This window comes from Subdoligranulum variabile (assembly GCF_025152575.1).
GTDB classification, from domain to species: domain Bacteria; phylum Bacillota; class Clostridia; order Oscillospirales; family Ruminococcaceae; genus Gemmiger; species Gemmiger variabilis.
This window is the reverse complement of the sequence record NZ_CP102293.1, coordinates 2,374,997-2,399,187: the sequence shown is the minus strand read 5'-3', so window position 1 is coordinate 2,399,187 and position 24,191 is coordinate 2,374,997. Positions and strand designations below refer to the sequence as shown.

Sequence of the window (24,191 nt, the reverse complement as noted above, 5' to 3'; positions counted from 1 at the left end):
GGATAGATAGGACCCCTCCTTTCACAGCGGAGCATCATTCGTTGGCTGCGGCGTCGATCTCATACACGTCGCAGACCTGGTTGGGTTTGAGCTTCAGCCGGGCCTTGAGATAGCCTTCAATATCAAAGGCGTTCTTCGGGTCGGCGTCGGCGGTGTACTTGTAGTTGGGGTGCTGGGTGATGTCGTACTTGTCCGAGAGGAACGGCCGCACACCGCGCAGCTGCAAAATGCACTTGCTGCCGTCCATGACGGCCAGCTCGTCTTGGCTCATCAGCGCCTTCCCCAATTTTTGATAGTTGAGCGAGTGGGAAGTCTCCCGCCCACGGCTTTCGCCGGTGTTGTAGGTGTCGATGGTCTCCTTGCCCAGCACGGCCTCCAGCTCTTTGAGCGTGGTCGGCTCCTTGCCGCCCAGGAAGATGGAAGAATCCATATTTCCGATGATGGTGTCGGCGTTGTCCTTGTAGATGGCCTTGAGCTGGCTCTGTGCCTGCAAGACCAGGCAGGCGGAAATCTCCCGGCTTCGGATGGTGGCGACCAGCTTTTCCAGCTTGGGGATCTGGCCGATGTTGGCGCACTCGTCGATGAGGCACCGCACATGGACCGGCAGCCGCCCGCCGTACACATCGTCGGCCTTTTCACAGAGGAGGTTGAATAGCTGGGTGTAACACATGGAGATTAAGAAATTAAAGGAATCGTCCGTGTCACTCATAATCAAAAACAGCGCCGTCCGGCGGTCGCCCAGGGTGTCCAGCTCCAACTCGTCGTAGGACGTGACCTCCCGCAGCTCGGCAATGTCGAACACCGCCAGCCGGGCGCCGCAGCTCACCAAAATCGACTTGGCGGTTTTGCCCGCAGCCAATTTATATTTGGCATATTGCCGCACCGCAAAGTGGTTGGGTTCCCGCTCTTTCAGCTCATCGAACATCAGGTCCACGGCGTTTTTGAACTCCTCATCGTCCTCCCGGACCTCCATGCTGTTGATCATCTCAATGAGGGTGGAGAAATTCTGTTCCTCCACCGGGGCTTCGTAGTGGATGTAGCCGATCAGCGCGCAGTACAGCAGCGTCTCCGCTTTGACCCAGAAATCGTCCCCGGCCTTGCCCTCGCCCTTGGTGTTGGCGATCAGCGTTGTCACCAGCTTCAAAATGTCCTTTTCGGAGTGAATGTAGCTGAAGGGGTTATAGTGCATCGACTTGTTGAAGTTGATGGTGTTCAGCACCCGGATCTGGTACGGCTCGTAAATGACCTTTCCGTGCTTGTCCTTCATGGGCTTGCCGTCCTTGCCCAGCTTGGGCGCGCCACGCTGAAGCATTTTGCCGCACTCCACCAGGATGGTGCCCTTGGGGTCCGTGACCACATAGGAGCTGTGCATCTGCATCAGATTGGGCTTCAACCAGAAGCGGGTCTTGCCGCTGCCGGAACCGCCGATGACCAGCACGTTCTTGTTGCGGGCATACTTGGGGTTCTTGGGGCGGCTGGACATGGTAAGCCGCTCGGTTTGGGTCAGAATGACGTTATTCTGGAACACCGGGTCGATGTAGGGGGCAATATCGTCATGGGTGCCCCAACGGGCCGAACCATACTCCACGTTGTGGCGGTACTTCTTGGCGTTCTTGCCTTTCAGGTACACCGCCAGCCGCAGGCCAGCGCCGCAGCAAAGCCCCACCAGCAAATCCAGTGGGTGCAGGCTGGGCCACCAGCTTGCCAGCGCCACCGGCAGGGTGGAGAAGAACGAGAGCATCTTGGCGGACGCATCCGCGCCGGTCGCCAGCCGCCAGGCTTCCCCCAGGTTGGTGGCAAACAGGCCCAGCAGGATATAGGGCAGGTTCAGCAGCATCAGCTTTTTCACATTCAGCTGCTTCATCGTTCCAGCTCCTTCCGGCGGCTGCGGTCCACCACGGTATTTTTGAGCAGCTCCTTGAACTGAGCCAGCTTCGCCAGCACGGACGGGCGCTCGCTGCGGTCGGCCTTCTTGACCTTCTTCTGGGTGTACTCCGAGAATGCCGCCGTCAGGGCGTCGGCGTCACGGGCTTTGAAGAAGATCAGGTACTTGGGCGGCAAGGCGCTGCGGTCCTTTTTTACCGCATAGTCCACGCCGTACTTGCGGGCGATGCGCTCAAAATCACGGATGGACGGGTCGTTGATCTCGATGTTGGAGACGCCCTGGTTCTGCCCGATGAGCTGCTTCACCGTCTGCTTGCCCTTGGGGGTAACGGGGGAATCCCGGCTGCGCTGCTTTTCCAGCTTTTTCTCCCTGCGGTGGGCCATGTACTTGGATATGGCGGCCTTGAACAGCCGCCCGGTGAACTTTGTCCCGCTGACGATCAGCGTCAAAGTCCTGTTTTCCACTTCCTCCTGCATTTTTCTCGCCTCCCTTCGTCGGTTATGCAGTGGGTGGTCTTGAATCTAAGGCGGGACCACCAGCCGCCGCAGCAGATACCGGCCTGTCATACCGTCACCAGGATCAGCGACCGCAGTTCTGCAAAGTGCAGCTTGCCCTTGGGCGTCACCAGCGTGTAGGAGCCAGTGTGGCCGTTGCGGCAAAAATCCTTCACACAGAACAGCCCCTCGTTGGCGCTCTTGGCGTAGGGCAGCACACAGCCGGAGGGGGCGCGGTAAACGTACCGGCGTTCCAGCAGGAAACGGACGAAGCGCCGCTCCGGCACCTCCAACTCCTTGGCGGTGGTGCGCAGGTTGGTGCTGTGCCGCAGGTCGATAAACAGGTCGTAGTAGACGGCCTTGCCTTGCAGCCGGGCGTTGTCCGCTTGCAGCGCCGCGTTCTTCTCGCGCTCGGCCAGCAGGTCGGAGCAGAGCTTCAGCAGCGCCTCCGGCGAGGTGGCGACCTCCCACAGTTTTTCCCTGGTGAGGTAGGCCCCGTGCTGGCGGATGCTGGGCAGGACCTCAGACGTGACCCAGCGGCGGAACTGCTTTGCTTTGGGAAGTTTGCTGGACAACACCAGAGAATACAGGCCGGACTCGTTGATGATAGGGAGTTTCTGAATCCCGCCAGGGGTGAGAATTTCGCTCACCCCTTTGTCCTCTGCGTCAACGTGGTTGCGGATCGCCTCCTGCGGATTTTTATACCCTAACGCTAACGCCACATCTTTTCCGACCAGCCAAGGCTCTCCGTCAATCTCTACGGCGCGGATAGCCCCAAACTCCGGGTTTTTGAAAATTTCCATCTGGTTCATATCGTGCCTCCTTGGGCGGTGCAGCAGAAAAGGCGGCCATTACCAGCCGCCTGCGTGCATATCGTGGTTGACCTGGGCCGTGTAGTGATTGTTCATGGTGGTGGGCGCGTTGAACAGCACGGTCAGCAGGTACTGCTTCATGTTGCGGACCTCGGTGGTGTTGTTGTGCAGACACTCCATGACGAACTCGATGTGGGAGCTGTCCAGCTTCAAGAACCGCGACCGCACGACCTCATGGGGAAAGTCCGCCCCGGCAATGCGGGTGGTCTTGCGTCTGGCGCAGACCGTTTCCACGATCAGCTCCACGATCTCGTCCAGATCCTCCCGGTAGGTCGAAAACTCCCGGCACAGGTGGTCGTACTCGATGTTCTCCAACACCAAATCCCGATAACTCTCCATTTCTTCCACCGACATCGCATCCCGTCCTTTCCGTTCCGGCGGCCTGGCCGCCGCAAATCCCCGGAAGGGAATGGAATCGGTACTTGGTACATCCGTTGTTTGTTTTTGGGCCTTTGATTTCTCTATATTTAATTCTGCGGGCTTTTCCGTATCCGGGTCAGCCAGATACGGGTTTTCCGTATCTGGTGAAGCCGTATCCGGCTGGGGCGTATCCGGCTCTTTGGGCTGGGGCTTCTCATAGATGACATACTCGGTGTCGCTGATGCGTCCTTGGCGGTCCCGCATCTGGTGGCGGACGATGTACCCGGCGGCTTCCAGCTCCCGCAGCGCCCCGCCGATGGCGTCCACGCCCTCCTTGCAGATCTTCGCCAGACCGCGTGTGGTGTAGTTCCAGTCCTCTGGCAGAGATAACATCATGGACAAAAGCCCCTTGGATTTCAGAGACAGCGCCTTATCACGCAGGTGGTGGTTGCTCATCACGGTATAATCACGGGTCCGTTCAATACGAAAAACGGCCATTTCATCACTCCTCTCGGCATTCATGGCATGAAAAAAGCCGCAATCTTCAAAGAGACTGCGGCGGTCAGGTGCGGTAGTTCCGGCTGTGCCAGGAATACGGCGGCTTCGGCACAGGGGGCCGGGTAAAAACATCCTGCGCGGTGCCGAAGGGCAGGCGCTGCATCACCTGGTCGATCTCGGTGCTTTCCATGTCATGCTGGGATTGGCAGTGTTCGCGGATGGCTTCTTCAATGTCTCTAACGGTACACATAGTTCATTCCTTTCTTGGCAAGTGGTTGGTTTACGGGTGGCGGCGCTTTTTCTTCGGCTTGAAGTCGATGATGTGCCCCTCGACAACGTGGGCATGGCGCTTAATTTTGATCTGCTGGCTGCGCTGGGCGTCCAGGGCCTGCCGGTAGCCGTCCTCGGTGAGAAACAGGCGCACCTCGTCGCCGGGGCTGCCGTAAGGGGTGCGGGGCTTGCGGACCGCAAACTCCACCATCCAGCGGGTGCTGTCCTGAAATCGCTCCACAGCCAAAATGTTATGTCCTTTCAGCTCGCGGGCTGAAATATCCCTCATAGGCAACTCCTCTCTCAGCGTTCATGCTGTTGCTGTCGCTTGCGCTGCCACTGTTCCAGCAGCTTGATGATGGTTTCCTGCATCCGCTGGGGCGTATAGCTCCGGGGAAAATATTTGCGCAGGGTGTCGCTGGTGAAGGTGATCTTGTCCAGGTCGCTTTTCTTTTCTTCGCCCATGATGACCCGCATCATGTCGAGGGTCAGGTGGCCCTCCTGGCTGTACTTTTTCAGCCGCTGGGCCTGGGAGAGCGACGGCGTGGCCTGTTCGCTGTCCATCGCGTCCAGCAAATCCACCTGTTCCTCTTTTTTGAGGAAGGACAGCTCGTAGGCCGGATTGAAGGCGATTTTCTTCTCGTCCACCATGTCCAGCAGTTCGGGAATTAGCTCGGTGAGGCGGATATAACGAAAAATCTGGTTTTTACTCTGGCCGACCTGTTCAGCCAATACCTCGCTCGACTTCTTCCCAAAATCGTTCCCAACTTGGGAACAATTTTCTTTGGACGGTCTGCCAGCTTGTCGCTTCATAGCTTCCAGCTTCATCTTGTAGGCAAAAGCCCTTTCACTGGGGAGCAGGCTTTCCCGCTGCAAATTGCTGTCAACCATGATGATGGTGGCCTGGTCATCGTCCAGGTCGCGGACAATCACCGGCATGGTTTCTTTACCCGCCAGCTCGCTAGCTCGGTGCCGCCGGTGCCCGGCAACCAGCTCATAGCCGCCATTAGGGTCCGGGCGGGCAATGGCCGGGACCAGTACGCCGTACTGCCGGATGCTGTCGGCGGTCTCCATCATGGCCTCATCGTCCTTGACCTTAAAGGGGTGATCCTTGAATGGGTGCAGCTCCGACAAGGGAATTTCCATGACTTTTTCACGCTGGGCGTCGGCGCGGCTTTCCTCGGTGGAAAACAGGTCATCGACTGAGGCCAGCTCTACTTTTTTCGCGCTGCTTTTCAAGTTTTATCACCTCCCGCGTCAGATTTTTATAGGCTTCCGCCACCTTGCCGCCGGGGTCATGTGCGAAGATGCTCTTGCCCTCGGCGCTGATCTCCTTGGCTCGAACCGAGTGGGGAATCTCGGTGCCGAACACCTTGATTTTGCTGCCGTAGGTCTCCCGCAGCAGGGCGGCGATCTCTTTGGCAAAGTTGGTGCGGTTGTCCACCATCGTCAGCAGAATACCGTCGATCTGGAGCTTGGGATTTAACTGCCGCTTGACCTTGTTGATGGTGGACAGCAGCTGTTCCAGGCCCTTGGCGGGCAGATACTCCGCTTGGACGGGGACTATGATCCTGTTGGCGGCGGCCAGCGCGTTGACCGTGAGCATTCCCAGGGAGGGTTGGCAGTCGATGAGGATATGGGAATACTGTCCCTTCACCGTGTCCAGATACTGCCGCAGAATCGTCTCGCGGCTCATGGCATTCACTAGGGATACCTCCATGCCGGAGAGCTGGATGTCGGCAGGCATCAGGTCCACGCCCTCCGGGTGGTGCAGGATGCCCTCGCCGGGTTTGATCGGCTCGTCCATGAGAATACGGCCCATCGCATCGGACAGGGTAAAGGGCAGCTTGTCCGGCTGCGGGTTGCCCAGGCTGATGGTGAGGCTGGCCTGCGGGTCAGCATCCACCAGCAGCACCTTCTTTCCGGCCTGCGCCAGCCCGATGCCTAAGTTGGCGCAGGTAGTCGTTTTGCCGACGCCGCCCTTCTGGTTGGCAACGGCGATGATTTGTGGGTTCAATGACTTCACCTCATTTCTGATTGGGTGTTGTCATGTGCCTGCATAACAGCCCTGGAAACAACAAAAGCCGCCACTTAAAACAAGTGACGGCTTCGCTTAAATCCAATATTCTGTTGTGTTTGGAATCAAAAGGTTTTGAGTTCCTTTCTGCTATTCATTTGTCGTTAATGAAACACCTCCTGCAATTCGACTTATTTCAGTATGATTTTTCGGTTTGGAAAAGGATGAAAAAATCAGACTGAAAACCTCAAAACCCTTGATCCTACGGGGCTTTTCCGGTTTGTCGTAATTATACCGTAAGGGCACAGCTGCGCCAGCCTCCTTTACGCAAATGGCGTCAGCTTGAAGGAAATCCAGGAATGGCTGGGGCACAGTGATATTGGAACGACTTCCAACATCTACACCCATCTGGATTACAGCAGCAAGGTTTCTTCTGCGAATGCGATCCTGGCGTTCTACCCAGAGAACACGGGAGTACAGACCATTGGGCAATAGAAAAGCCCTGAACCGTGAAGCTCAGGGCTGAAAATTCTGGTGCCGGTGGTGGGACTCGAACCCACACGGATTTCTCCACACGATTTTGAGTCGCGGTCGTCTGCCAATTCCGACACACCGGCATTTATATTTTAATTTCCCTTGTGTCCCGCACATCTCAGATTTTGGAGGGATGTGCGGGAGGGATATTAAAACCAAATGAAAATATGAAGTTGTGAAAGCGCCGATTTATCAAGGGTTTTGCCAGGGCACCCAACATTCTACGAAGTAGATTTTGAGTCCGTCTCGTCTGCCAATTCCAACACACCGGCTTGTAACTCTTGAATTATAAACGGTTTGCGTGGGAAAGTCAAGCCCGTTTGCCCTTTTACGTCAATTTTTGCGTCAAACCCTCTTGCAACCGTTATCTTGCTTTGTTATAATAGCATTTTGTTGAGCAACTTAGGATTTTAGGCTCCGCCGCAGCTTCCGCGGCGCAAACCGGTGTCAGGCTGGCGGTCTGGCATGCGGTCAAAATCTATCCGCCGGAGTGTTTGTATGTATATTGCAATTCTGTCCGTCGTCGCCATTGTGGCGGCGTTCCTGGCCGTTCGTCTGGCCCTGCCCCGCACCGATGGTCAAGTCTCGGTCCAGCGTCTGGTGCGCTGCGCCGTCATCGCTGCCGTCTATGTGGTGCTCTGCCTGGTGCTGGCGCCCTTCAGCTACGGTGCCGTCCAGGTCCGCATCGCAGAGGCCCTCTGCCTGCTGCCCGTCTTCGGCGCCGAGTACATCATCGGCGTGACACTGGGCTGCTTCCTGGCCAACCTGTTCGGCTCCACCATCATCGACGTCATCTTCGGCACCATCGCCACCCTGCTGGCCTGCCTTGTGACCTACCGCCTGCGTAATCTGCGCATCAAAGGTCTGGCGATTCCGGCCTCCCTGCCGCCGGTACTCTTCAATGCCGTTATCGTGGGCATTGAGATCACCCTCTTCTTCACCGATTACACCGCCATGAGTGCTCCCGTCTGGCTGCTCTGCATCACCAACGGCATCTCGGTGGGTATCGGCGAACTGATCAGCTGCACCGTCCTGGGTGTGGCTCTGGTCAAACTCATTGAATCCAACACCGCTCTCAAGCGGATCTTTACCGAAAAATAATCTGAGGTAACACCCTATGCGCCCGGAACTGATTTTGTGGGATTGGAACGGTACCCTGCTGGATGATGTAGCACTGTGCGTGGACGCGCTCAACCGTCTGCTGGCACGCTATGGTTATCCCCAGCGGTACGACCGCGATCAGTACCGGGCGATTTTTGGTTTTCCGGTGCAGGACTACTACGCCCGCGCCGGGTTTGATTTCAGCCGCGACAGCTTTGACGAGCTGGCCGTCAGCTTTATGGAAGATTACATCCCCGCCAGCGAAGCCTGCCCCCTGGCAGACGGTGCCCGGGACGCCCTGGACGCTTTTGCCGCCGCCGGGCTGCGGCAGGTGATTCTTTCGGCCAGCCCCATCACCACGCTGCAGCACCAGGTGGAAACGCGGCGTGTTGCCGGGTATTTTGACCGGCTGCTGGGCCTGGGCGACATTTATGCCAAGAGCAAGGTAGAGCTGGGGCTGCAGTATCTGCGGGAAGCCGGCTTTGATCCGGACCGCGCCGTGATGATCGGCGACTCCACCCACGATTTTGAGGTGGCGCAGGCACTGGGTGTTCACTGCGTGCTGCAGTCCGCCGGGCATCAGCCGCCCGAGGTGCTGCGCCAGACCGGTGCACCGGTGGTTCCGGGCCTGCGGGAAGCCGCCGCTTTGATTCTAAGGAGGAAAAACGAGGATGTCTGATCGGGTAAAGGGCGCCTGTCTGACCATGGGCGGCGCAGCGTGCTGGGGCGTATCCGGCTGTATGGGGCAATATCTCTTCACGCGGGAGAACATGGACTCCACCTGGCTGGTGCCCATCCGGCTTTTTCTGGCCGGGCTGCTCCTCTGCGGATTCTACTTTTTCAAAGACCGCAAAACGCTGTTCGATCCGTGGAACATCAAAAAGAATCCCCGCAACGCCATCGACCTGGTGATCTACGGAGTGGCCGGTGTCAGCTGCTGTCAGTTCCTTTACTTTCTGACCATCCAGCTGTCCACCGCCGGCATCGCCACCATCCTGCAGGATCTCTCCCCCGTACTGATTCTGCTGGTGCTCTGCCTGCAGCAGCGCCGCGCCCCCCGTCTGTTTGAACTCTGTTCCATTGTGCTGGCTCTGGTAGGCGTCTTCCTGCTGACCACCCACGGCAGCTTCACCAGCCTGGCCATCAGTCCGGCGGCGCTCCTTGCCGGTATTGTCTGTGCCGGCACCGTGGTCATCTACACCATGTGGCCCAAAAATCTGCAGGCCCAGTACCCCACCCCCATGCTCCAGGGGTGGGCGTTCCTGATGGGCGGCACCCTCTTTCACCTGGTGTTCCGTCCCTGGACCATGGGCTATGTCCCCAGCGCTGTAGGCGTTTTCGGCATCATCGTGGTGGTGGTCGTGGGCAATGTGCTGGCCTTCAGCCTCTATATGTCCGGTGTGCCGCTCATCGGTCCCCAGCGCGCCAGTCTGTACAGCTTCGCCGAGCCCGTCACCGCCGCCATCATCAGCACCCTGGTGCTGGGCTCCCCCTTCACCGGCTGGGACGCCCTGGGCTTCGCCTGCATCTTCGTGATGCTGGTCCTGTTGAGCCTGCCGGCTCCTCATAAAGACGCAAATTAATTTGGAAATACACCCGCACAGGTTTGACAGCATCCCCTGTGCGGGTGTATTATATTAGAGTGTGTAAAACTAACTTGCCGCGCCTGATTGCGGCGGAAATACAGGGGTTTTCCTATGTCTTTTTTTGAAAAACTGTTCGGGTCTTTCTCGGACAAAGAGCTCAAGCGCATCAAGCCTCTGGCGGACAAGGTGCTGGCACTGGAGCCGGAAATGCAGAAGCTGACCGATGAGCAGCTGCAGGCCAAGACCACCGAGTTCAAGGACCGGCTGACCAAAGGCGAAACGCTGGACGACCTGCTGCCTGAAGCCTTTGCCGTCTGCCGCGAAGCCGACTGGCGTGTGCTGGGCCTCAAACCCTACCCGGTGCAGATCATCGGCGGCATCGTACTGCATCGCGCCTGCATCGCCGAGATGCAGACCGGTGAAGGCAAAACGCTGGTGGCCACCATGCCGGTCTACCTCAACGCTCTGACCGGCAAGGGTGTTCACGTGGTCACCGTCAACGATTACCTGGCCCGCCGCGACAGTGAGTGGATGGGCAAGGTGTACCGTTTCCTGGGCCTGACCGTGGGTCTGGTGGTCCACAGCGTGGCCCCGGCCGACCGCAAAAAGGCCTACGAGGCGGACGTCACCTACGGCACCAACAACGAATTCGGTTTTGACTATCTGCGGGACAACATGGTGGTCTACAAGGCCAACATGGTCCAGCGCGGTCACGCCTACGCCATCGTGGACGAGGTGGACTCCATCCTCATCGACGAGGCCCGTACCCCGCTGATCATCAGCGGCAAAGGCGAGGATTCCAGCGCCATGTACAAGCGCGCCGACGACTTCGCCAAGACGCTGAAGAAGAGCGTCATCGTGGAACTGGACGACAAGGTGGCCGCCGAGGAACAGGTGGACGGCGACTACGTGGTGGACGAGAAGCGCAAGACCGCCACCCTGACCGAGTCCGGTGTCCAGAAGGCCGAAGCCTACTTCGGTGTGGAAAACCTGGCCGACGCCGACAACATGGCTCTGCGCCACTACATTGACGGCGCCATCAAGGCCCGGGGCGTCATGCACCGCGATACCGACTACATCGTCAAGGACGGCGAGGTCATCATCGTGGATGAGTTCACCGGCCGTCTGATGTACGGCCGCCGGTTCAACGACGGTCTGCACCAGGCCATCGAGGCCAAGGAAGGCGTCAACGTGGCCGCCGAGAGCAAGACGCTTGCCACCGTCACCTTCCAGAACTACTTCCGTATGTACGACAAGCTGGCCGGCATGACCGGTACGGCTTCCACCGAGGCTGACGAGTTCAGCGAGATCTACGGTCTGCAGATCGTCACCATCCCCACCAACAAGCCCCGCGCCCGCAAGGACCTGCCGGACAGCGTCTACAAAACCGTCAACGGCAAGTACAACGCGGTCATCGAGCAGGTGGCGGAGTGCCACGCCAAAGGCCAGCCCGTTCTGGTGGGCACCGTCAGCGTGGAGAAGAGCGAAGCGCTGTCCAAGCTGCTGAAAAAGCGCGGCATCGAGCACAACGTCCTGAACGCCAAGCAGCATGAGCGCGAGGCGGAGATCGTCGCCCAGGCCGGCAAGCAGGGCGCCGTGACCATCGCCACCAACATGGCCGGCCGTGGTACCGATATCATGCTGGGCGGCAACGTGACCTATATGGCCAAGGCAGCCCTGAAGAAGGAACTGACCAAAGAGCTGACCAAGGACCTGGACCAGCGCAAGGACGAGTATGAGCACGCCAAGGCCCGTGCCAAGGCCACCGGCACCGAGCTGCCCACCCCGCCGGAAGCGGACATCGACGCCAAGCTGGAAATGCTGCTCACCGAGTGTGACGGCCATGCCGACACCGAGGACGCCGAGATTCTGGCGGCCCGCAAGCGGTTCGATGAGCTGTGCGCGGAGTTTGAGCCGGAAGTCAAGCGGGAGGCCGAGGCCGTGCGCGAAGCGGGCGGTCTGTTCATCATCGGCACCGAGCGCCACGAAAGCCGCCGTATCGACAACCAGCTGCGCGGCCGTGCCGGCCGTCAGGGCGACCCGGGTGCGTCCCGGTTCTTCCTGAGCCTGGAAGACGATCTGATGCGCATCTTCGGCGGCGAGCGGGTGCAGAACCTGATGGATACCCTGGGTCTCGAGGAAGATGTGCCCATCGAGAACAAGCTCATCACCAACACCATCGAGAGCGCCCAGAAAAAGCTGGAAGCCTCCAACTTTGCCATCCGCAAACAGGTGCTGCAGTACGACGACGTCATGAACCAGCAGCGCGAGATCATCTATAAGCAGCGCCAGATGGTGCTCAACGGTGAAGATATCTCCGACAAGCTCCATGAGATGATGCGCCAGAGCATCGACGATGCCTGCGCCAACTACCTCAACGGCGACACCGCCGACGACTGGGATTTTGCCGGTCTGCGCCGCCATTTCATGAACTGGCTCTGCCTGCCCACCGACTTCAACTACACCACGGAACAGCTCAACGACGTGACCCGCGAGGGTATCGCCGACGAGCTGTACAAGCGCGGCATGGACATCCTGACCGCCAAGGAAGCCAAGTACGGTGCCCCCACCATGCGGGAACTGGAGCGCATCTGCCTGCTGCGCAACGTGGACTCCAAGTGGATGGAGCACATCGACAACATGGACCAGCTCAAACAGGGCATGGGTCTGCGCGGATACGGCCAGCACGATCCCGTGGTGGAGTACCGCATCGAAGGCTTTGCCATGTTTGACGAGATGATCGCTTCCATCCGGGAGGATGCCGTCCACATGCTGCTGACCATCGAGATCCGCCAGCAGAGCGCCCAGCCCAAGCGGGAACAGGTCGCCAAGCCCACCGGCGAAGGCGCCCCTGCCAAGGCCGGCGCCAAGGGCGCGGCTCCGGTGCGGGTGACCAAGATCGGCCGCAACGATCCCTGCCCCTGCGGCAGCGGTCTGAAGTGGAAGAAGTGCACCTGCAAGGAATATCATCCCGACCTGTAAATTTTCTTTGACCTGAAGCGCGCCGCCGCAAGACGGCGCGCTTTTTGCAACACGAGGTATCTGTTATGAAAGCACATATTGTCCGGGAACCCCGCTGCGCACTGCTGTGGCGGTTTGATTCGTCCAGCGCCGGCTACGAGGCCGTGGAGCGGGCCGCGCACGCCTGCGGTGTTAAGCTGCGCCTTGTGGGCAACGCCGAGCTGGGCGGCATCGTGGGGGATCTCTGTGCCGGAAAGGCCGCCCCCGCCTTTGCACCGCTGATCGCCGTGCCGGAACGCCCGGCGCTGATCGTCAGCGGGCTGAGCCACCAGACCGGGGAACTGGGCCGGTTCATCGACCTGGTGCGGGAGAGCGGCGCCGACCTGCCGCTGCGTGCCATGGTGACCCCCACCAGCAAGGGCTGGACGCTGTCCGCCTTGCTGCTGGAGCTGAACCGGGAACATGACGCGGTATCGGAGGGCGGCAACCCATGACCTCCCGTCTGCCGCGCATCGGTCTGGCGCTGGCGGCAGCCGTCCTGCTGGCGGCCATCGTCGTCACCAGCGCAGTGAACCGCCGCACGCTCTACACCACCACCTGGTTCGATCTCTTCGACACTGTCTCGGTGGTCAAGGGGTACGCCCGCAGCCAGGCGGAATGGGACGAGCAGATGGAGGCCCTGCACGCCGATCTGCTCCACTACCACCAGCTGTTTGACATCTACCATTCCTATGACGGCATGGTGAACCTCTGCGATGTCAACGCCCGGGCTGCCGAAGCGCCGGTGGCGGTGGAAGATGACCTGTATGGGTTTCTGGACTGGTGCGCCAATACCATCTATTCCGAGACCGACGGCGCCACCAACATTGCTGCCGGGGCTGTGCTCTCTCTCTGGCACGACGCCCGGGAGAGCGACGCCCCTGCCCCGCCGGACAGCGCCCGGATCGAGCAGGCACTGGGGCATATCTCGATGGAAAACCTGCAGCTGGACGCCGCTGCCCATACGGTGTTCTTTGCAGATGCTGCCATGAGCCTGGATGTGGGGGCTGTGGGCAAGGGCTATGCGGTGGAAAAAGCCGCGGAAGCCGCCCAGGCCCGCGGTCTGGACAGTGCCCTGCTGAACATCGGCGGCAACCTGCGGGCCATTGGAGAAAAAGCCAACAGCGAGGGGGCCTGGACCGTGGGGGTGGAAAATCCCTGGGGCAACGAGCCTACCTACATTCAGACGCTCACCCTGCCCGACGGCTACAGCCTCATCGTCAGCGGGGACTACCAGCGTTACTTCGAGTATGAGGGGGTGCGGTACTCCCACCTGATCGACCTGACCACCGGGTATCCGGCACGGTACTGCAGCAGCGTGGCCATTCTGGCCCCGGCCGGAGGCGGCGGCACCGGGGATGCCCTTTCCACGGCATTGTTCTGTCTGCCGGAAGAGACCGGCCGCACCGTACTGGAAAACGCCGAAGGGTACGAAGCCCTGTGGATGTACCCGGACGGCAGCACCACCCAGAGCGACGGCTGGACCGGACAACCCACCGAATAACGGAAAAAGGACCACCCTTGCGGGGTGGTCCTTCTTGCATTCAGGCATCCTTGCTCAGCAGGATGCGGTCGTTGTCCAGCTGGTGTCCCACATTCTGGGCGAAGCGTTCCAGCAGCTCCGGCACCGTCATGTGGGTGCGCTCTTCCCCGCCCACATCCAGCACGATGCGGCCGTGATCCATCATCAGGGTCCGGTTGCCCAGAGTCAGGGCATCGTGCATATTGTGGGTGATCATAAGGCAGGTGATATGGTGTTCCGCCACGATCTTTTTGGTCAGATCCAGCACCTTTTCGGCGGTAGCGGGATCCAGGGCCGCCGTATGTTCATCCAGCAGCAGCAGTTTGGGCGTCACCAGGGTGGCCATGAGCAGGGTCAGCGCCTGGCGCTGTCCGCCCGAGAGCAACCCCACCGGCTGCTTCATCCGGTCCTCCAGGCCCAGGCCCAGCGCCGAGAGTTTTTCGGCAAACAGCGCCCGGTCCGCCTTGCTGATGCGTGAGAACGGTGAGGTCTGATGGGAAGCACGCAGGAAAGCCAGGGCCAGATTTTCCTCGATGGTCATGTGGGGGGCCGTTCCCTTGAGGGGATCCTGGAACATCCGGCCGATGACCTTGGAGCGGCGATAGTCCGGCATCATGGTGATGTCCTGCCCCGCCAGAGTGATGGTGCCGGTGTCGGCGATGAATTCCCCGGCGATGGCATTGAACAGGGTGGATTTACCCGCCCCGTTGGAGCCCACAATGGTGGCGAAATCGCCCTCCTCCAGGTGGAGGTCCACATTCTGCAGCGCCACCTTCTCGTTGACGGTGCCGGGGTTGAAGGTTTTGCTCACATGTTTCAGATCAAGCACGGGGAGCACCTTCTTTCTCGGCGCGGGCGCGACGGCGGCGGAAGGCTGCCTGCGCCTGCAGGGCGGGCGCGGCAATGGCCAGCGCCACGATGACGGCGGAAATCAGTTTGAGGCATTCCGACGGGACGTTGGCCCGCAGGGCAATGGCGATGATGAACCGGTAGATCACGCTGCCGGCCACCGCCGCCACGGCTTTGCGCCACATACCGCTCCGGCCGAAAAGCGTCTCGCCGATGATCAGCGATGCCAGGCCGATGACCACCATGCCGGTGCCCAGGTTGATGTCGGCGGATTTCTGGTACTGGGCCAGCACGGCGCCGGAGAGGGCCGTCATGGCGTTGGCAATGCAGAGCCCCACCGTGATGGTAAAGGTCGTATTGATGGAGGATGCGCGCACCATGTCGGGATTGTCACCGGTGGCCCGGATGGAAAGGCCCAGCCGGGTGCCCAGAAAGAGGATCAGCAGCACGCAGGCCACCACCGTGATGAGCACCGCCACCAGCAGTTTGTAGGGGGCGCTGTCCCCCAGCACCGTCTGGGCGGCGGTGAAGATGGTTTGGGTCTTGAGCATAGGCACATTGGAGGAAAAACCCATAACCGCCAGGTTCACGGTGTACAGTCCGGTGTTGGTGATGATGCCGGCCAGAATGGAGGGCACGGCCAGACGGGTCTGCAGAAAAGCGGTGACAAACCCGGCTGCTGCACCGGAAACCATGGCCAGCGGCAACCCGAGAAAGGGATGCCCGGCCACAGCCGCGGTGGCGGACACCGCGCATCCCAGCGTGAAGGCGCCATCGGTGGTCATATCGGCGATGTTGAGCACACGGAAGCTCAGAAACAACGCCATGGCAACCAGCGCGTAGATAAAGCCAAGTTCCAGTGCACTGAGCACGGTGGCAACGGTAAACATGAAACAGAACGCTCCTTTGTATGGGGATTCAGCGCAAAAGAGAAAAGGACGTGATGGCGTCCCCTTCTCTTTGCAAAGTCAGATTATTGGGCGCTGGTGGTCACTTCCACCACCTTGCCGGCCAGTTCCTGGAAGGCACTGTAGTCAATGCCCAGCGCCTTGGCGGTGTCGGTGTTGACGGTGATGATGCCGCCGTCCATCACATGGTATTCCGGCACGGTGCCCGTCTCCAGCACATCCAGCGCCATGTCAGCGGTGTAGGTGCCCAGTTCGGTGTAGTTGACGCCGTTGGTAGCGAAGGCACCGGCGGTAACGAAGCTGTCGGCCCCGGTATAGAACGGAATGCCCGCCTCGGTCAGCGTCTCGGAGACGGCTGCCGCAGCGTTCATGACCACGTTATCGGTGGGGGTGAAGACGGCATCCACCTGGCCTACCATGCTGGCCGCCGCGGTGAGGATCTCATCGTTGGTGTTGCCGGTCTTTTCAATGTAGGAAATCCCCTTGGAATCCAGGTATTCCTTGGCCTCGGCAATGGGCGTGGCGGAGTTGGCTTCCGAGTTGGAGTAGAGCAGCCCCACCGTCTTGACGTCGGGCTGGACGGCCAGCATCATGTCCAGGATGGACTGGGTATTCAGCGCATCGGAGGTGCCGGTAACGTAGTCGATCCCGGTGAGATCCGCGGCCGCCGGATCGGAGATGGCGGCGTAGATCACAGGCGTTTTGGTGGACTCGCAGGCGGTGGCCATGCACTGGGCCGCCAGCGTGGCGATGGGAATGACGGCGTCATAGCCGTCCGAAATGACCTGGGTTCCGATCTGGTTCAGCGTGGTGGCATCGTTCTGGCCATTGAAATCCTTATACTCGATGGCGATGCCCTGCTCTGCCGCTTTGGCGTCCAGCTCCGCCTCGATGGCGGTGCGGATCTCGTCCAGGCTGGAGTGGTCCATCTGCTGGACAATGGCGATCTTGTAACCGCCGGAAGTCGCCTCGGCGGTGGCGGCGGAGGACGCGGCAGAGGAAGAACCGGCGGTGGTGTCAGCGGTGGCACCGCAGGCGGCCAGGCTGGTCATCATGGCGGCGGCGGACAGAACAGCAACAAACTTTTTCATGGTAGAATCTCCTTTTCAGCAAATCATAGATGGTTCATTGTTCGGCCAAAAAGGGTCGCCATCGCTCTTTCAGCTGGATCATCTTCATCGTTGCAACCTCCTCGGGTTGGTGTGCAAAAACAAAACTGCCCTTGCACAGAAGGATTCCTTCCGTGCAAGGGCAGATACAACGATCTGTGGTGCCACCTTGCTTGCTATGCCTGGCATAGCCACTCTGTAGGGAACCAACATTCCCCTGCCCTGTAACGGGAGCGCCCGTCAACGGATACTCAGGCTCTGCCTTTTCCCCGTGCCCTCCGCGAACCATTGTACTGCACCGCTCTGCATCCCTTTTCCAGCGCCGGGGACTCTCTGTAGCTGCGCTTGCAGTTTTACTTTCGCTTCATTGGTTTGAAGCATTTATACCACAATGCCGCGCGTTTGTCAACGCCTTTTGGCAAAAAAGTTCAGAAAGCCGTATCCGACGCGGCATCTTCCGGCGTCGCCGTGCTGACCTTGTTGTCAGGATTCAGAATCAGCAGCTTCTGCGCCACACGGGTCACATCCGCTTCGGCGTCCTGCAGCAACGAGGTTTCACCATCATCAAAGGGGCAATCCTCGCCGTCCAGCGCCAGCAGCAGATCCTTGCCGGGGGTGACATATTCGCCCAGCCAGTCTCCCAGGCCCTCGGCATTCCAGAGGCCCTCTTCCTCGGGGTTAAAGGTCGTGTCGTTGCGCCACTTGCCGTAGAGCACCCCGATGGAGCAGACCTTTTCGTCCGCCTCATCCAGCGTTTCCTGCAGTCGGGCCGCTACACTGTCCCCACTCTGCAGGGCTGCGTCCCCCGGCACAAAGGCCAGGATCTGTTCCTCCGGCCAGGCTTCCAGCAGTTGGGTGAGGTCTTCCGTGACCTGATCGTCCCCTGCTTCCAGGTTGCCCTGCAAACCATTGTACAGACGCTGGGCCAGCGCAAAGGCATCCTCGCCCAGATAGTCCGCCATGGCCTCGGGCTGTTCCTCCATGGCCTGGCGGAACCAGTAGACCACCGTGCGGGCATTGGCGCTCTGCATTCCCTGCACAGCGTTTTCCAGTTCTTCGGCCGGCGTGCCCACACTCTGCCCTGTCAGCAGCTGTGCGGCATAGCCCACCGCCGTCTGGGCGGAGTCCGCCCCCACACCCGCCGCGTGCAGCGCGCCGGGATACTGACGGTAGGTCTCCTGCCAGAGGATCCGCGCCTCGGCGCGCTGGTCGGCGGGCAGCGTGGCCAGATAGCGGCTCAGCGAGACACCGTCGCCGGTCTGCAGGTAGTCGTCCAGCAGCATACCGGCCGCCGCACCGCCCGGCACCGCGATCACCCGCACGCCCTGGGCGGCAAGGTAATCCACCAGCGTGTTCCGCACATCGATATCCCGGCTGCCGCCCAGGGAAGCCAGGAACAGGCGGTACTCGCTGCTGCCGAAGTCACTGTCGCTGAGCGGATAGGCCAGATCCACTGTATGCAGATTCTGGCGGATGTATGTTTCCGCCGGATCGGTCTCCCGGTCCCAGGCAGAGGTGGATTCTGATTCGGATGCCGGGTCGCTATCCGAATCACTCTCTTTTCTTTCCTCTTCGGCGGCGGCTGTCTCCGGTGTGGCTGCGATGACCTCGTCGGCCGTCTTACCGTTGTACAGGAAATCCTGCAGCGCCGTGGTATTCACATACCAATCGGGATCGTACATCAGACGGTCATCCATGCCGGTGCGCACCCCGTAGGTGCCCTGCAGCGGCAGCGAGAGCTGCTCTACATCGGCCCCCAGGAAGGCCGGCAGCTGCACCAGCAGCGCCGTGATTTCCGACTTGGTAAAGTTGGTCTGCACCAGCGGCAGCACGGTGTTCAGCAGATTGTCCAGCTCCACCACGCTGGCGTTCTTGACCTGATCCAGCACTGCGTTGATCACGGTGCGCTGGCGCTCAATGCGCTTCCAGTCGCTGTCGATCTTGCGCAGACGGGCATACTGCAATGCCGTGTAGCCGTCAAAATGGTTGAGCCCCGGCTCCACCTTGTTGACGATCAGCATGGAGTTGGAGGGCACTTCCCAGTTCAGGGCCTTGGCCTCCAGATCGGTAATCTCGATGTCCACACCGCCCACGGCGTCCACGATCTGTACGAAGGAGTTGAAGTTCACCCGCACATAGTGATCCACCTGCACGTTGAAGCAGTCCTCCACCGTGTCCATGGTCAGCTTGGCGCCACCGTAACGGAAGGTATGGGTGATCCAGTCATACTGGCCCTCGTAACCGTCCAACAGGATGGGCACGCCGGTGGCACGCTCGATGGAGGCCAGTCGGATGGTATGATCGTTGATGTTCAGCGAGACAAGAATCATGGCATCCGCCCGGGCATCATCGCTGAATTCGGTGGTATCCTCGGTGCCGTCCAGCTGGTTCAGATGGGTGAAGGCATCGGCATCGTTGACGGCCTCGGTGCGCTCATCGGTGCCGATGAGCAGGATGTTCAGCACATTTTCGTCGGCGAAGGGACTGCCCTCGGGCATCTCCATCTCGTCGCTGTTATGTACCAGACCGCTGGCATCCAGGTCCTGGTCTTCGCTGGCGTGGATGGTTCCCACACCATCCACGCTGCCGTCATCGTAGCGCAGCAGGTCCAGCTTGCCGTTGACATACAGCGCTCCGGCACCTGCCACCACTGCCAGCACAACCACCACCGCAATAAGGATCTTGCCCCACCGCGGCAGCTTCTTGCGGACCTTCCCGGCCGCTTCGGTTTTCGGTTTTTCTTCCGTCGTTTTCATATACTTTCCTTTTTTCCCATCAAACGTCGCGTCATCTTGCGCAGATCACAGGCAAAATACAAAAAGGCCAGCCCTGCAAAGAGCGTCAGGCCCAGGGCACGCCAGGTGAACCATCCATGCTGGATGCTGTGGGTGCGCAGCACGGCAAACCAGACCAGCGGCATGGCCGCCGCCAGGGCCAGGGGCAAGGCCCGCACCAGCGCCGCACGGCTGCGGACGCTGAGCGCAAACACCGCCACAGCCACCACAAACAGCCCCACCAGCGGCCAGAACAGGCTCCGGTCCGCCAGCGTAGAATATACAAACTGTATAATATTACGCCATGTCAATTCCATGCCGTGCCAGGTGTCGGCGGCGGTGCGCACGCCGATCTGGTGCAAAGCATCGTCGATGACGCTCTGTCCCGTCACAAGGCCCGCCAGTACCCATTTGAGGGCCCAGCAGACACCATACCCGGCACCCCAGCTCAGGGCACCGCCCACAACCAGGGCACACTGTCTGCCGCCGGCGCGCAGCCGCTGCTGGGGTTCCAGCAGCCAGCAGACCAGCGGCAGTCCCAGGGTCAGGATCGGCGTGACCAGAAGATCACAGAAAGCCGTCACCGTGCCGAGGACCACCAGCCCCAGGCAGAGCACATCGCTGCGGCGGGGCCTGGCCAGCACCCAGACGCAGCCTGCATAGGCCACGGCAAAACAGGTGAAATACTGAATCTGGTGCGGCACCCAGAAGACCGTCACCAGCAGCTGGCTGACAGCAAACCACAGGGCCGCCCGCAGTCCGGCACGGCGGCGCAGCAGCACCAGCACCGCCGCAAACAGCGCGAAAAGCAGGATATACTGTACCACCCGCACCCCGCTGTAAGGCATGAGGCAGAGCAGCGGCCGCACCCAGATCAGATACCCATGCCAGTACCGCGCATAGGAAAAAGGTTCCAGCCCGGCCTGCTCCCCCGTCTTGCCTGCCTCCCGGGCCTCCAGATAGGCGGCCAGGTCCTCCCCCAGCGTTTCAAAGTTGTCCACGTTGTAGGCGGTATTGGTCATCATGGCGGTGAGTGGGTCCGTCTCGTCGGCGGAAGCCGCTTCCATCAGCATGAGGGTGTCGGTGTAGTTGTCCATCTGGAAAAGCTTACACCCAAAATAGGAGGGATACAGACCTTCCTCGATGATGGTCGCCGCCGAAGCGGTCAGGTGGGCGCGCACCGGCTCGCCGGGCAGCGCACAGGCCCCCAGCAGCAGCACAAAAAGAAGTACCAGCGTCACGCCGAAGGCCGCCAGCGCCCGCAGCGCAAAAGGCGGTTTACGGTTTTGTGTTTCCGGCACGGCTTCACCCCATTCTCCTAGAAATACTGATTTATTATACGGCAAAAGGCCACGGGATTCAACCGTGGCCCTGTGAAATTTTGTCGGAATTTGTTGACAGTTCAAACCAGGTCCGCCTGCCGGGAGACCGAGAGTACAATGCCCATTTCCCCCAGCAGCATCATCAGGCTGGTGCCGCCCGAGGAGAAGAATGGAAGACTGATGCCGGTGTTGGGGATGGTGTTGGTGACCACCGCAATGTTGAGGATGGCCTGCAGCACCACCTGCACCACAAAACCCACCACCAGCAGGGCGCCGAATTTATCCCGGGCGCGCACGGCGATGGAGATGCCCCGCAGCAGCAGAAGAAGAAACAGCAGGACCACCAGCGCCGCCCCGATAAAGCCCAGCTCCTCACAGAGGATGGAAAAGATGAAGTCATTCTGGGGCTCCGGCACGTAGAGGTATTTCTGGCGGCTGTTGCCCAGCCCCAGCCCGGCAATGCCCCCCGACGCAATGGCATAGAGGCTCTGGATGGTCTGATGCCCCTCCCCCAGGGGGTCGGCAAAGGGGTCCTGCCAGGAGACCAGGCGATCGGTGGCATAGGGCACCAGTTCCGGCAGGGCGATAACGGCCGCCGCAATGGCACCCACGCCGAGACCGCCCGCAATGCCGAACCATTTGAGGCCGGTGCCGCCCACAAACATGAGCACCGCACCGATGGAGAGGATGAGCAGCGTACCCGAAAGGTGGGGTTCCAGCAGCATGAGCACCGCCACGGTGCCAAGGATGAGCCCGAAAGGCAGCACACCGGTGGAAAAGGTCTTCATCCGGTCATGGTTCAGCGAGATGATATGGGCAAACACCAGCACCACCGAAAATTTGGCGATCTCGCTGGGCTGCAGAGTGCCCAGTCCCGGCAGCACGATCCACCGCTTGCAGCCGTTATACTCCGGCATAAAGAGAACGATGGTAAGCAATAGCAGCGAAATCCCCAGCATAGGCCAGGCCAGCTTGTGCCAGACGTGATAGTCGATGAGGCTGGCCGCATACATGGCCGCCACGCCCAGTGCCGCAAAGAGCAGCTGAGGCCGGATGTAGGTGTAGGCATCACCGCGGCGGTAGAGCGCCACCGCATACCCCGCCGAGAACAGCATGATAAGGCCGTAACACAGCAGGATCAGCAGAATGGCGAGAAAGGGCACATCCAGTGCCGGACAGGACGCAAGACGCGTCCGCAGACGTTGTGCGTAGGACGACATAGAAAAATCCCCCCGCGTATAGTCTACGCAGAGGGATCCTTTGGTATGCGAAACCGTCCGGTCACAGCAGGCCAAAATGGCGCAGCGCCTTGGCCAGACCGTCGGCGGTCACATCGTCGGTGATGTAGTCGGCGGCCGCTTTGGCTTCCGGGCAGGCATTGCCCATGGCCACGCCGATGCCCGCCCAGCGCAGCATCTCCACATCGTTGCCGCCGTCCCCGAAGGCGATGGCCTGCTCCCGTGCAAGGCCCAGGGCCTTCAGCACATGGGCGAGCCCTTCGGTCTTGCCGCCGCCCGCGGGCAGTACGTCGGCAAAGGCGTCATTCCAGCGCACCGCCACACAGCCCGGGCAGCTGCGCAGAAATTCCGCCTCCTTGGCTTCCGGCAGAAAAGCGCTGAGCTGGTAGATGGGAGCCGCCTCGATGCGGGCCGCCACGTCCCCGATGTCCTGCTGCATCCGCTGACAGAACTCAGCGCTGAGGTCATCAATGAGATTAAAGGTGGAACGGTCTTTTTCGATGAATCCCACCGAAATGCGTTCCCGCTGGATGTAGGGCAGCAGGGTGCGCAGGGAGGCCGGGTCGATGGCATGGTCGTAAAGCAGGGTACCGTCGCGGAGATAACAATACTGGCCGTTCATCGTCACATACCCGTCGAAGGGAATCCCGTCCAGCGCATGCAACAAAGGCAGATGGATGGGCGGACGGCCGGTAGCGATAAAGGTCCGGACGCCGTTGCGATGCAGGGTTTCCAGAGCGTTCCGGGTGGAAAGGGGCAGTGCCTCGGCCCCGAAGGGCAGCAGTGTGCCGTCAATGTCAAAGAAGGCGGCCCGGATGGAAGGCTCCATACCGATGTACCTCACTCCCGTTTGAGATCACGGCCCATCAGGGAAGCCAGCGCATTGCTGGCCGCCAGACGGCCGCCGAGGATGGCGTCCACACTCTGGACGATGGGCATGTCCACCTTGTATTTCTTGGCCAGACGGCAGGCGGCAGGCAGCGCGTTGATGCCCTCCACCACCTGACCGACCTCGGTCTTGGCTTCCTCCACGGTCTTCCCGTGGCCCAGCAGCATACCGGCGTGGAGGTTGCGGCTGTGCATGCTGGTACAGGTAACGATCAGGTCACCCATACCTGAGAGGCCCGAGAAGGTTTCGGGCTTGCAGCCCATAGCGATGCCCAGGCGGGACAGTTCGGCGTTGCCGCGGGTGATGAGCGCCGCCTTGGCGTTGTCACCGTAGCCCAGGCCCAGGGCGATGCCCACGGCCAGCGCGATGACATTCTTCACCGCACCGCCCAGCTCGGTGCCGCGGCGGTCGGTGTTGGTGTAGACCCGGAAGGTGGGCGTGGAGAAGGCTTTCTGCACCGCCTTGGCGGCTTCCTCGTCCTCGCTGGCGGCCACGATCAGGGTAGGCATATCCCGGGCGACCTCCTCGGCATGGGTGGGGCCGGAGAGGGCCACCACCCTGGCCGACCGCTTCTGCTTGGTGAGCTCATCCTCGATGATCTCACTCATGGTCATCAGGGTCTTGTCCTCGATGCCTTTGGCCACATCCACGATCAGCTGGCTGTCGGAAATGTAGGGTGCCGCCTTCTTGGCTGTGGAACGCACAAAAGGAGAAGGCACCGCAAACAGCAGGATGTCCTTGCCGGCGCAGGCCTCGGCGATGTCAGCGGTGTAGTGCATCGTGGACGGCAGTTCCATGCCGGGCAGATTGGGGTGACGGTGGGTGGTGCTCAGGGACTTGAGTTCGGTGGGAATGGCGCTCCACACTGTGACATCCCGTCCGTTGACCGCCAACAGGCGCGCCAGAGCAATGCCCCAGGTACCCGCGCCAAAGACTGCGATTTTGATCATAACTGTTCTCCTT

The 24,191-nt window shown here is 60.4% G+C and carries 22 protein-coding genes, 1 tRNA gene, 1 pseudogene and 1 riboswitch; of the genes and pseudogenes, 7 read left to right on the top strand and 17 right to left on the bottom strand.

The window, feature by feature from the left end; genetic code table 11:
* Window positions 1-34 precede the first annotated feature (34 nt).
* The 8 genes from NQ490_RS11175 to NQ490_RS11140 form a co-directional block, all read right to left on the bottom strand.
* Window positions 35-1,864, bottom strand: a complete 1,830-nt coding sequence (locus tag NQ490_RS11175; protein ID WP_007045880.1) for a VirD4-like conjugal transfer protein, CD1115 family — start codon at window positions 1,862-1,864, stop codon at window positions 35-37.
* Window positions 1,861-2,361, bottom strand: a complete 501-nt coding sequence (locus NQ490_RS11170; RefSeq protein ID WP_007045879.1) for a PcfB family protein — start codon at window positions 2,359-2,361, stop codon at window positions 1,861-1,863. Before NQ490_RS11170 ends, NQ490_RS11175 begins: the two co-directional genes overlap by 4 nt.
* 86 nt (window positions 2,362-2,447) lie before the next feature.
* Window positions 2,448-3,191, bottom strand: a complete 744-nt coding sequence (locus NQ490_RS11165; RefSeq protein ID WP_007045878.1) for a BRO family protein — start codon at window positions 3,189-3,191, stop codon at window positions 2,448-2,450.
* A 39-nt stretch (window positions 3,192-3,230) separates the two neighbouring features.
* Window positions 3,231-4,109 carry a DUF6017 domain-containing protein gene (locus NQ490_RS11160; protein ID WP_040917438.1) on the bottom strand — a complete coding sequence of 293 codons (879 nt, stop codon included), beginning with the start codon at window positions 4,107-4,109 and terminating at the stop codon, window positions 3,231-3,233.
* A 64-nt stretch (window positions 4,110-4,173) separates the two neighbouring features.
* Window positions 4,174-4,359, bottom strand: a complete 186-nt coding sequence (locus tag NQ490_RS11155; RefSeq protein ID WP_007045876.1) for a hypothetical protein — start codon at window positions 4,357-4,359, stop codon at window positions 4,174-4,176.
* Between the two features lie 30 nt (window positions 4,360-4,389).
* On the bottom strand, window positions 4,390-4,668 hold the full coding sequence (locus NQ490_RS11150; RefSeq protein WP_007045875.1) for a DUF5720 family protein: 279 nt from the start codon (window positions 4,666-4,668) through the stop codon (window positions 4,390-4,392).
* A 14-nt stretch (window positions 4,669-4,682) separates the two neighbouring features.
* Window positions 4,683-5,618, bottom strand: a complete 936-nt coding sequence (locus NQ490_RS11145) for a ParB/RepB/Spo0J family partition protein (RefSeq protein WP_040917437.1) — start codon at window positions 5,616-5,618, stop codon at window positions 4,683-4,685.
* Entirely contained in the window at window positions 5,575-6,396 is an 822-nt protein-coding gene (locus tag NQ490_RS11140; protein ID WP_040917436.1) for a ParA family protein, read from the bottom strand. Before NQ490_RS11140 ends, NQ490_RS11145 begins: the two co-directional genes overlap by 44 nt.
* 303 nt (window positions 6,397-6,699) lie before the next feature.
* Between NQ490_RS11140 and NQ490_RS11135 the strand changes: the two are divergent.
* Window positions 6,700-6,891 (top strand): annotated as a pseudogene (locus tag NQ490_RS11135) (tyrosine-type recombinase/integrase); the annotation flags it as partial.
* Window positions 6,892-6,928: 37 nt separating this feature from the next.
* Here NQ490_RS11135 and NQ490_RS11130 read toward each other — a convergent pair.
* A tRNA-Leu gene (locus NQ490_RS11130) sits at window positions 6,929-7,013 on the bottom strand.
* Window positions 7,014-7,325: 312 nt separating this feature from the next.
* A riboswitch (PreQ1-III riboswitch) is annotated at window positions 7,326-7,421 on the top strand.
* 7 nt (window positions 7,422-7,428) lie between these two features.
* Here NQ490_RS11130 and NQ490_RS11125 point away from each other — a divergent pair.
* The 6 genes from NQ490_RS11125 to NQ490_RS11100 all read left to right on the top strand — a co-directional run bounded on the left by NQ490_RS11125 (window position 7,429) and on the right by NQ490_RS11100 (window position 14,121).
* Window positions 7,429-8,031 (top strand): QueT transporter family protein, encoded by a 603-nt coding sequence (locus NQ490_RS11125; RefSeq protein WP_007045870.1) that lies wholly within the window; start codon window positions 7,429-7,431, stop codon window positions 8,029-8,031.
* 16 nt (window positions 8,032-8,047) lie between these two features.
* Window positions 8,048-8,710 (top strand): HAD family hydrolase, encoded by a 663-nt coding sequence (locus NQ490_RS11120; RefSeq protein WP_007045869.1) that lies wholly within the window; start codon window positions 8,048-8,050, stop codon window positions 8,708-8,710.
* Window positions 8,703-9,614, top strand: a complete 912-nt coding sequence (locus tag NQ490_RS11115) for a DMT family transporter (protein ID WP_007045868.1) — start codon at window positions 8,703-8,705, stop codon at window positions 9,612-9,614. Before NQ490_RS11120 ends, NQ490_RS11115 begins: the two co-directional genes overlap by 8 nt.
* A gap of 114 nt (window positions 9,615-9,728) precedes the next feature.
* A complete protein-coding gene (gene secA / locus NQ490_RS11110) occupies window positions 9,729-12,599 on the top strand; it encodes a preprotein translocase subunit SecA (RefSeq protein ID WP_007045867.1) in 2,871 nt (956 codons plus the stop codon).
* 65 nt (window positions 12,600-12,664) lie between these two features.
* On the top strand, window positions 12,665-13,072 hold the full coding sequence (locus NQ490_RS11105) for a DUF3783 domain-containing protein (RefSeq protein ID WP_007045866.1): 408 nt from the start codon (window positions 12,665-12,667) through the stop codon (window positions 13,070-13,072).
* Window positions 13,069-14,121 (top strand): FAD:protein FMN transferase, encoded by a 1,053-nt coding sequence (locus NQ490_RS11100; RefSeq protein WP_007045865.1) that lies wholly within the window; start codon window positions 13,069-13,071, stop codon window positions 14,119-14,121. Before NQ490_RS11105 ends, NQ490_RS11100 begins: the two co-directional genes overlap by 4 nt.
* Window positions 14,122-14,161: 40 nt before the next feature.
* On the opposite strand, the gene NQ490_RS11095 is transcribed toward NQ490_RS11100, so the two are convergent.
* The 8 genes from NQ490_RS11095 to NQ490_RS11060 all read right to left on the bottom strand — a co-directional run bounded on the left by NQ490_RS11095 (window position 14,162) and on the right by NQ490_RS11060 (window position 24,178).
* On the bottom strand, window positions 14,162-14,968 hold the full coding sequence (locus tag NQ490_RS11095) for an ABC transporter ATP-binding protein (RefSeq protein ID WP_040917435.1): 807 nt from the start codon (window positions 14,966-14,968) through the stop codon (window positions 14,162-14,164).
* Entirely contained in the window at window positions 14,961-15,878 is a 918-nt protein-coding gene (locus NQ490_RS11090) for an ABC transporter permease (RefSeq protein WP_007045863.1), read from the bottom strand. The genes NQ490_RS11095 and NQ490_RS11090 overlap by 8 nt, the downstream gene beginning before the upstream one ends.
* A gap of 83 nt (window positions 15,879-15,961) precedes the next feature.
* Window positions 15,962-16,987: an ABC transporter substrate-binding protein gene (locus NQ490_RS11085; protein ID WP_007045862.1), complete on the bottom strand. Its 1,026-nt coding sequence runs from the start codon at window positions 16,985-16,987 to the stop codon at window positions 15,962-15,964.
* 446 nt (window positions 16,988-17,433) lie between these two features.
* Window positions 17,434-19,761 (bottom strand): LCP family protein, encoded by a 2,328-nt coding sequence (locus NQ490_RS11080; protein ID WP_007045859.1) that lies wholly within the window; start codon window positions 19,759-19,761, stop codon window positions 17,434-17,436.
* Complete coding sequence (locus NQ490_RS11075) at window positions 19,758-21,080, bottom strand: hypothetical protein (RefSeq protein ID WP_007045858.1); 1,323 nt, start codon at window positions 21,078-21,080, stop codon at window positions 19,758-19,760. Before NQ490_RS11075 ends, NQ490_RS11080 begins: the two co-directional genes overlap by 4 nt.
* A 101-nt stretch (window positions 21,081-21,181) precedes the next feature.
* Entirely contained in the window at window positions 21,182-22,321 is a 1,140-nt protein-coding gene (locus NQ490_RS11070; protein WP_050764714.1) for an FtsW/RodA/SpoVE family cell cycle protein, read from the bottom strand.
* Between the two features lie 61 nt (window positions 22,322-22,382).
* Complete coding sequence (locus tag NQ490_RS11065) at window positions 22,383-23,168, bottom strand: Cof-type HAD-IIB family hydrolase (RefSeq protein WP_040917433.1); 786 nt, start codon at window positions 23,166-23,168, stop codon at window positions 22,383-22,385.
* 11 nt (window positions 23,169-23,179) lie between these two features.
* Window positions 23,180-24,178, bottom strand: coding sequence for an NAD(P)H-dependent glycerol-3-phosphate dehydrogenase (locus NQ490_RS11060; RefSeq protein ID WP_007045855.1), 999 nt, complete (start codon window positions 24,176-24,178; stop codon window positions 23,180-23,182).
* Window positions 24,179-24,191 lie beyond the last annotated feature (13 nt).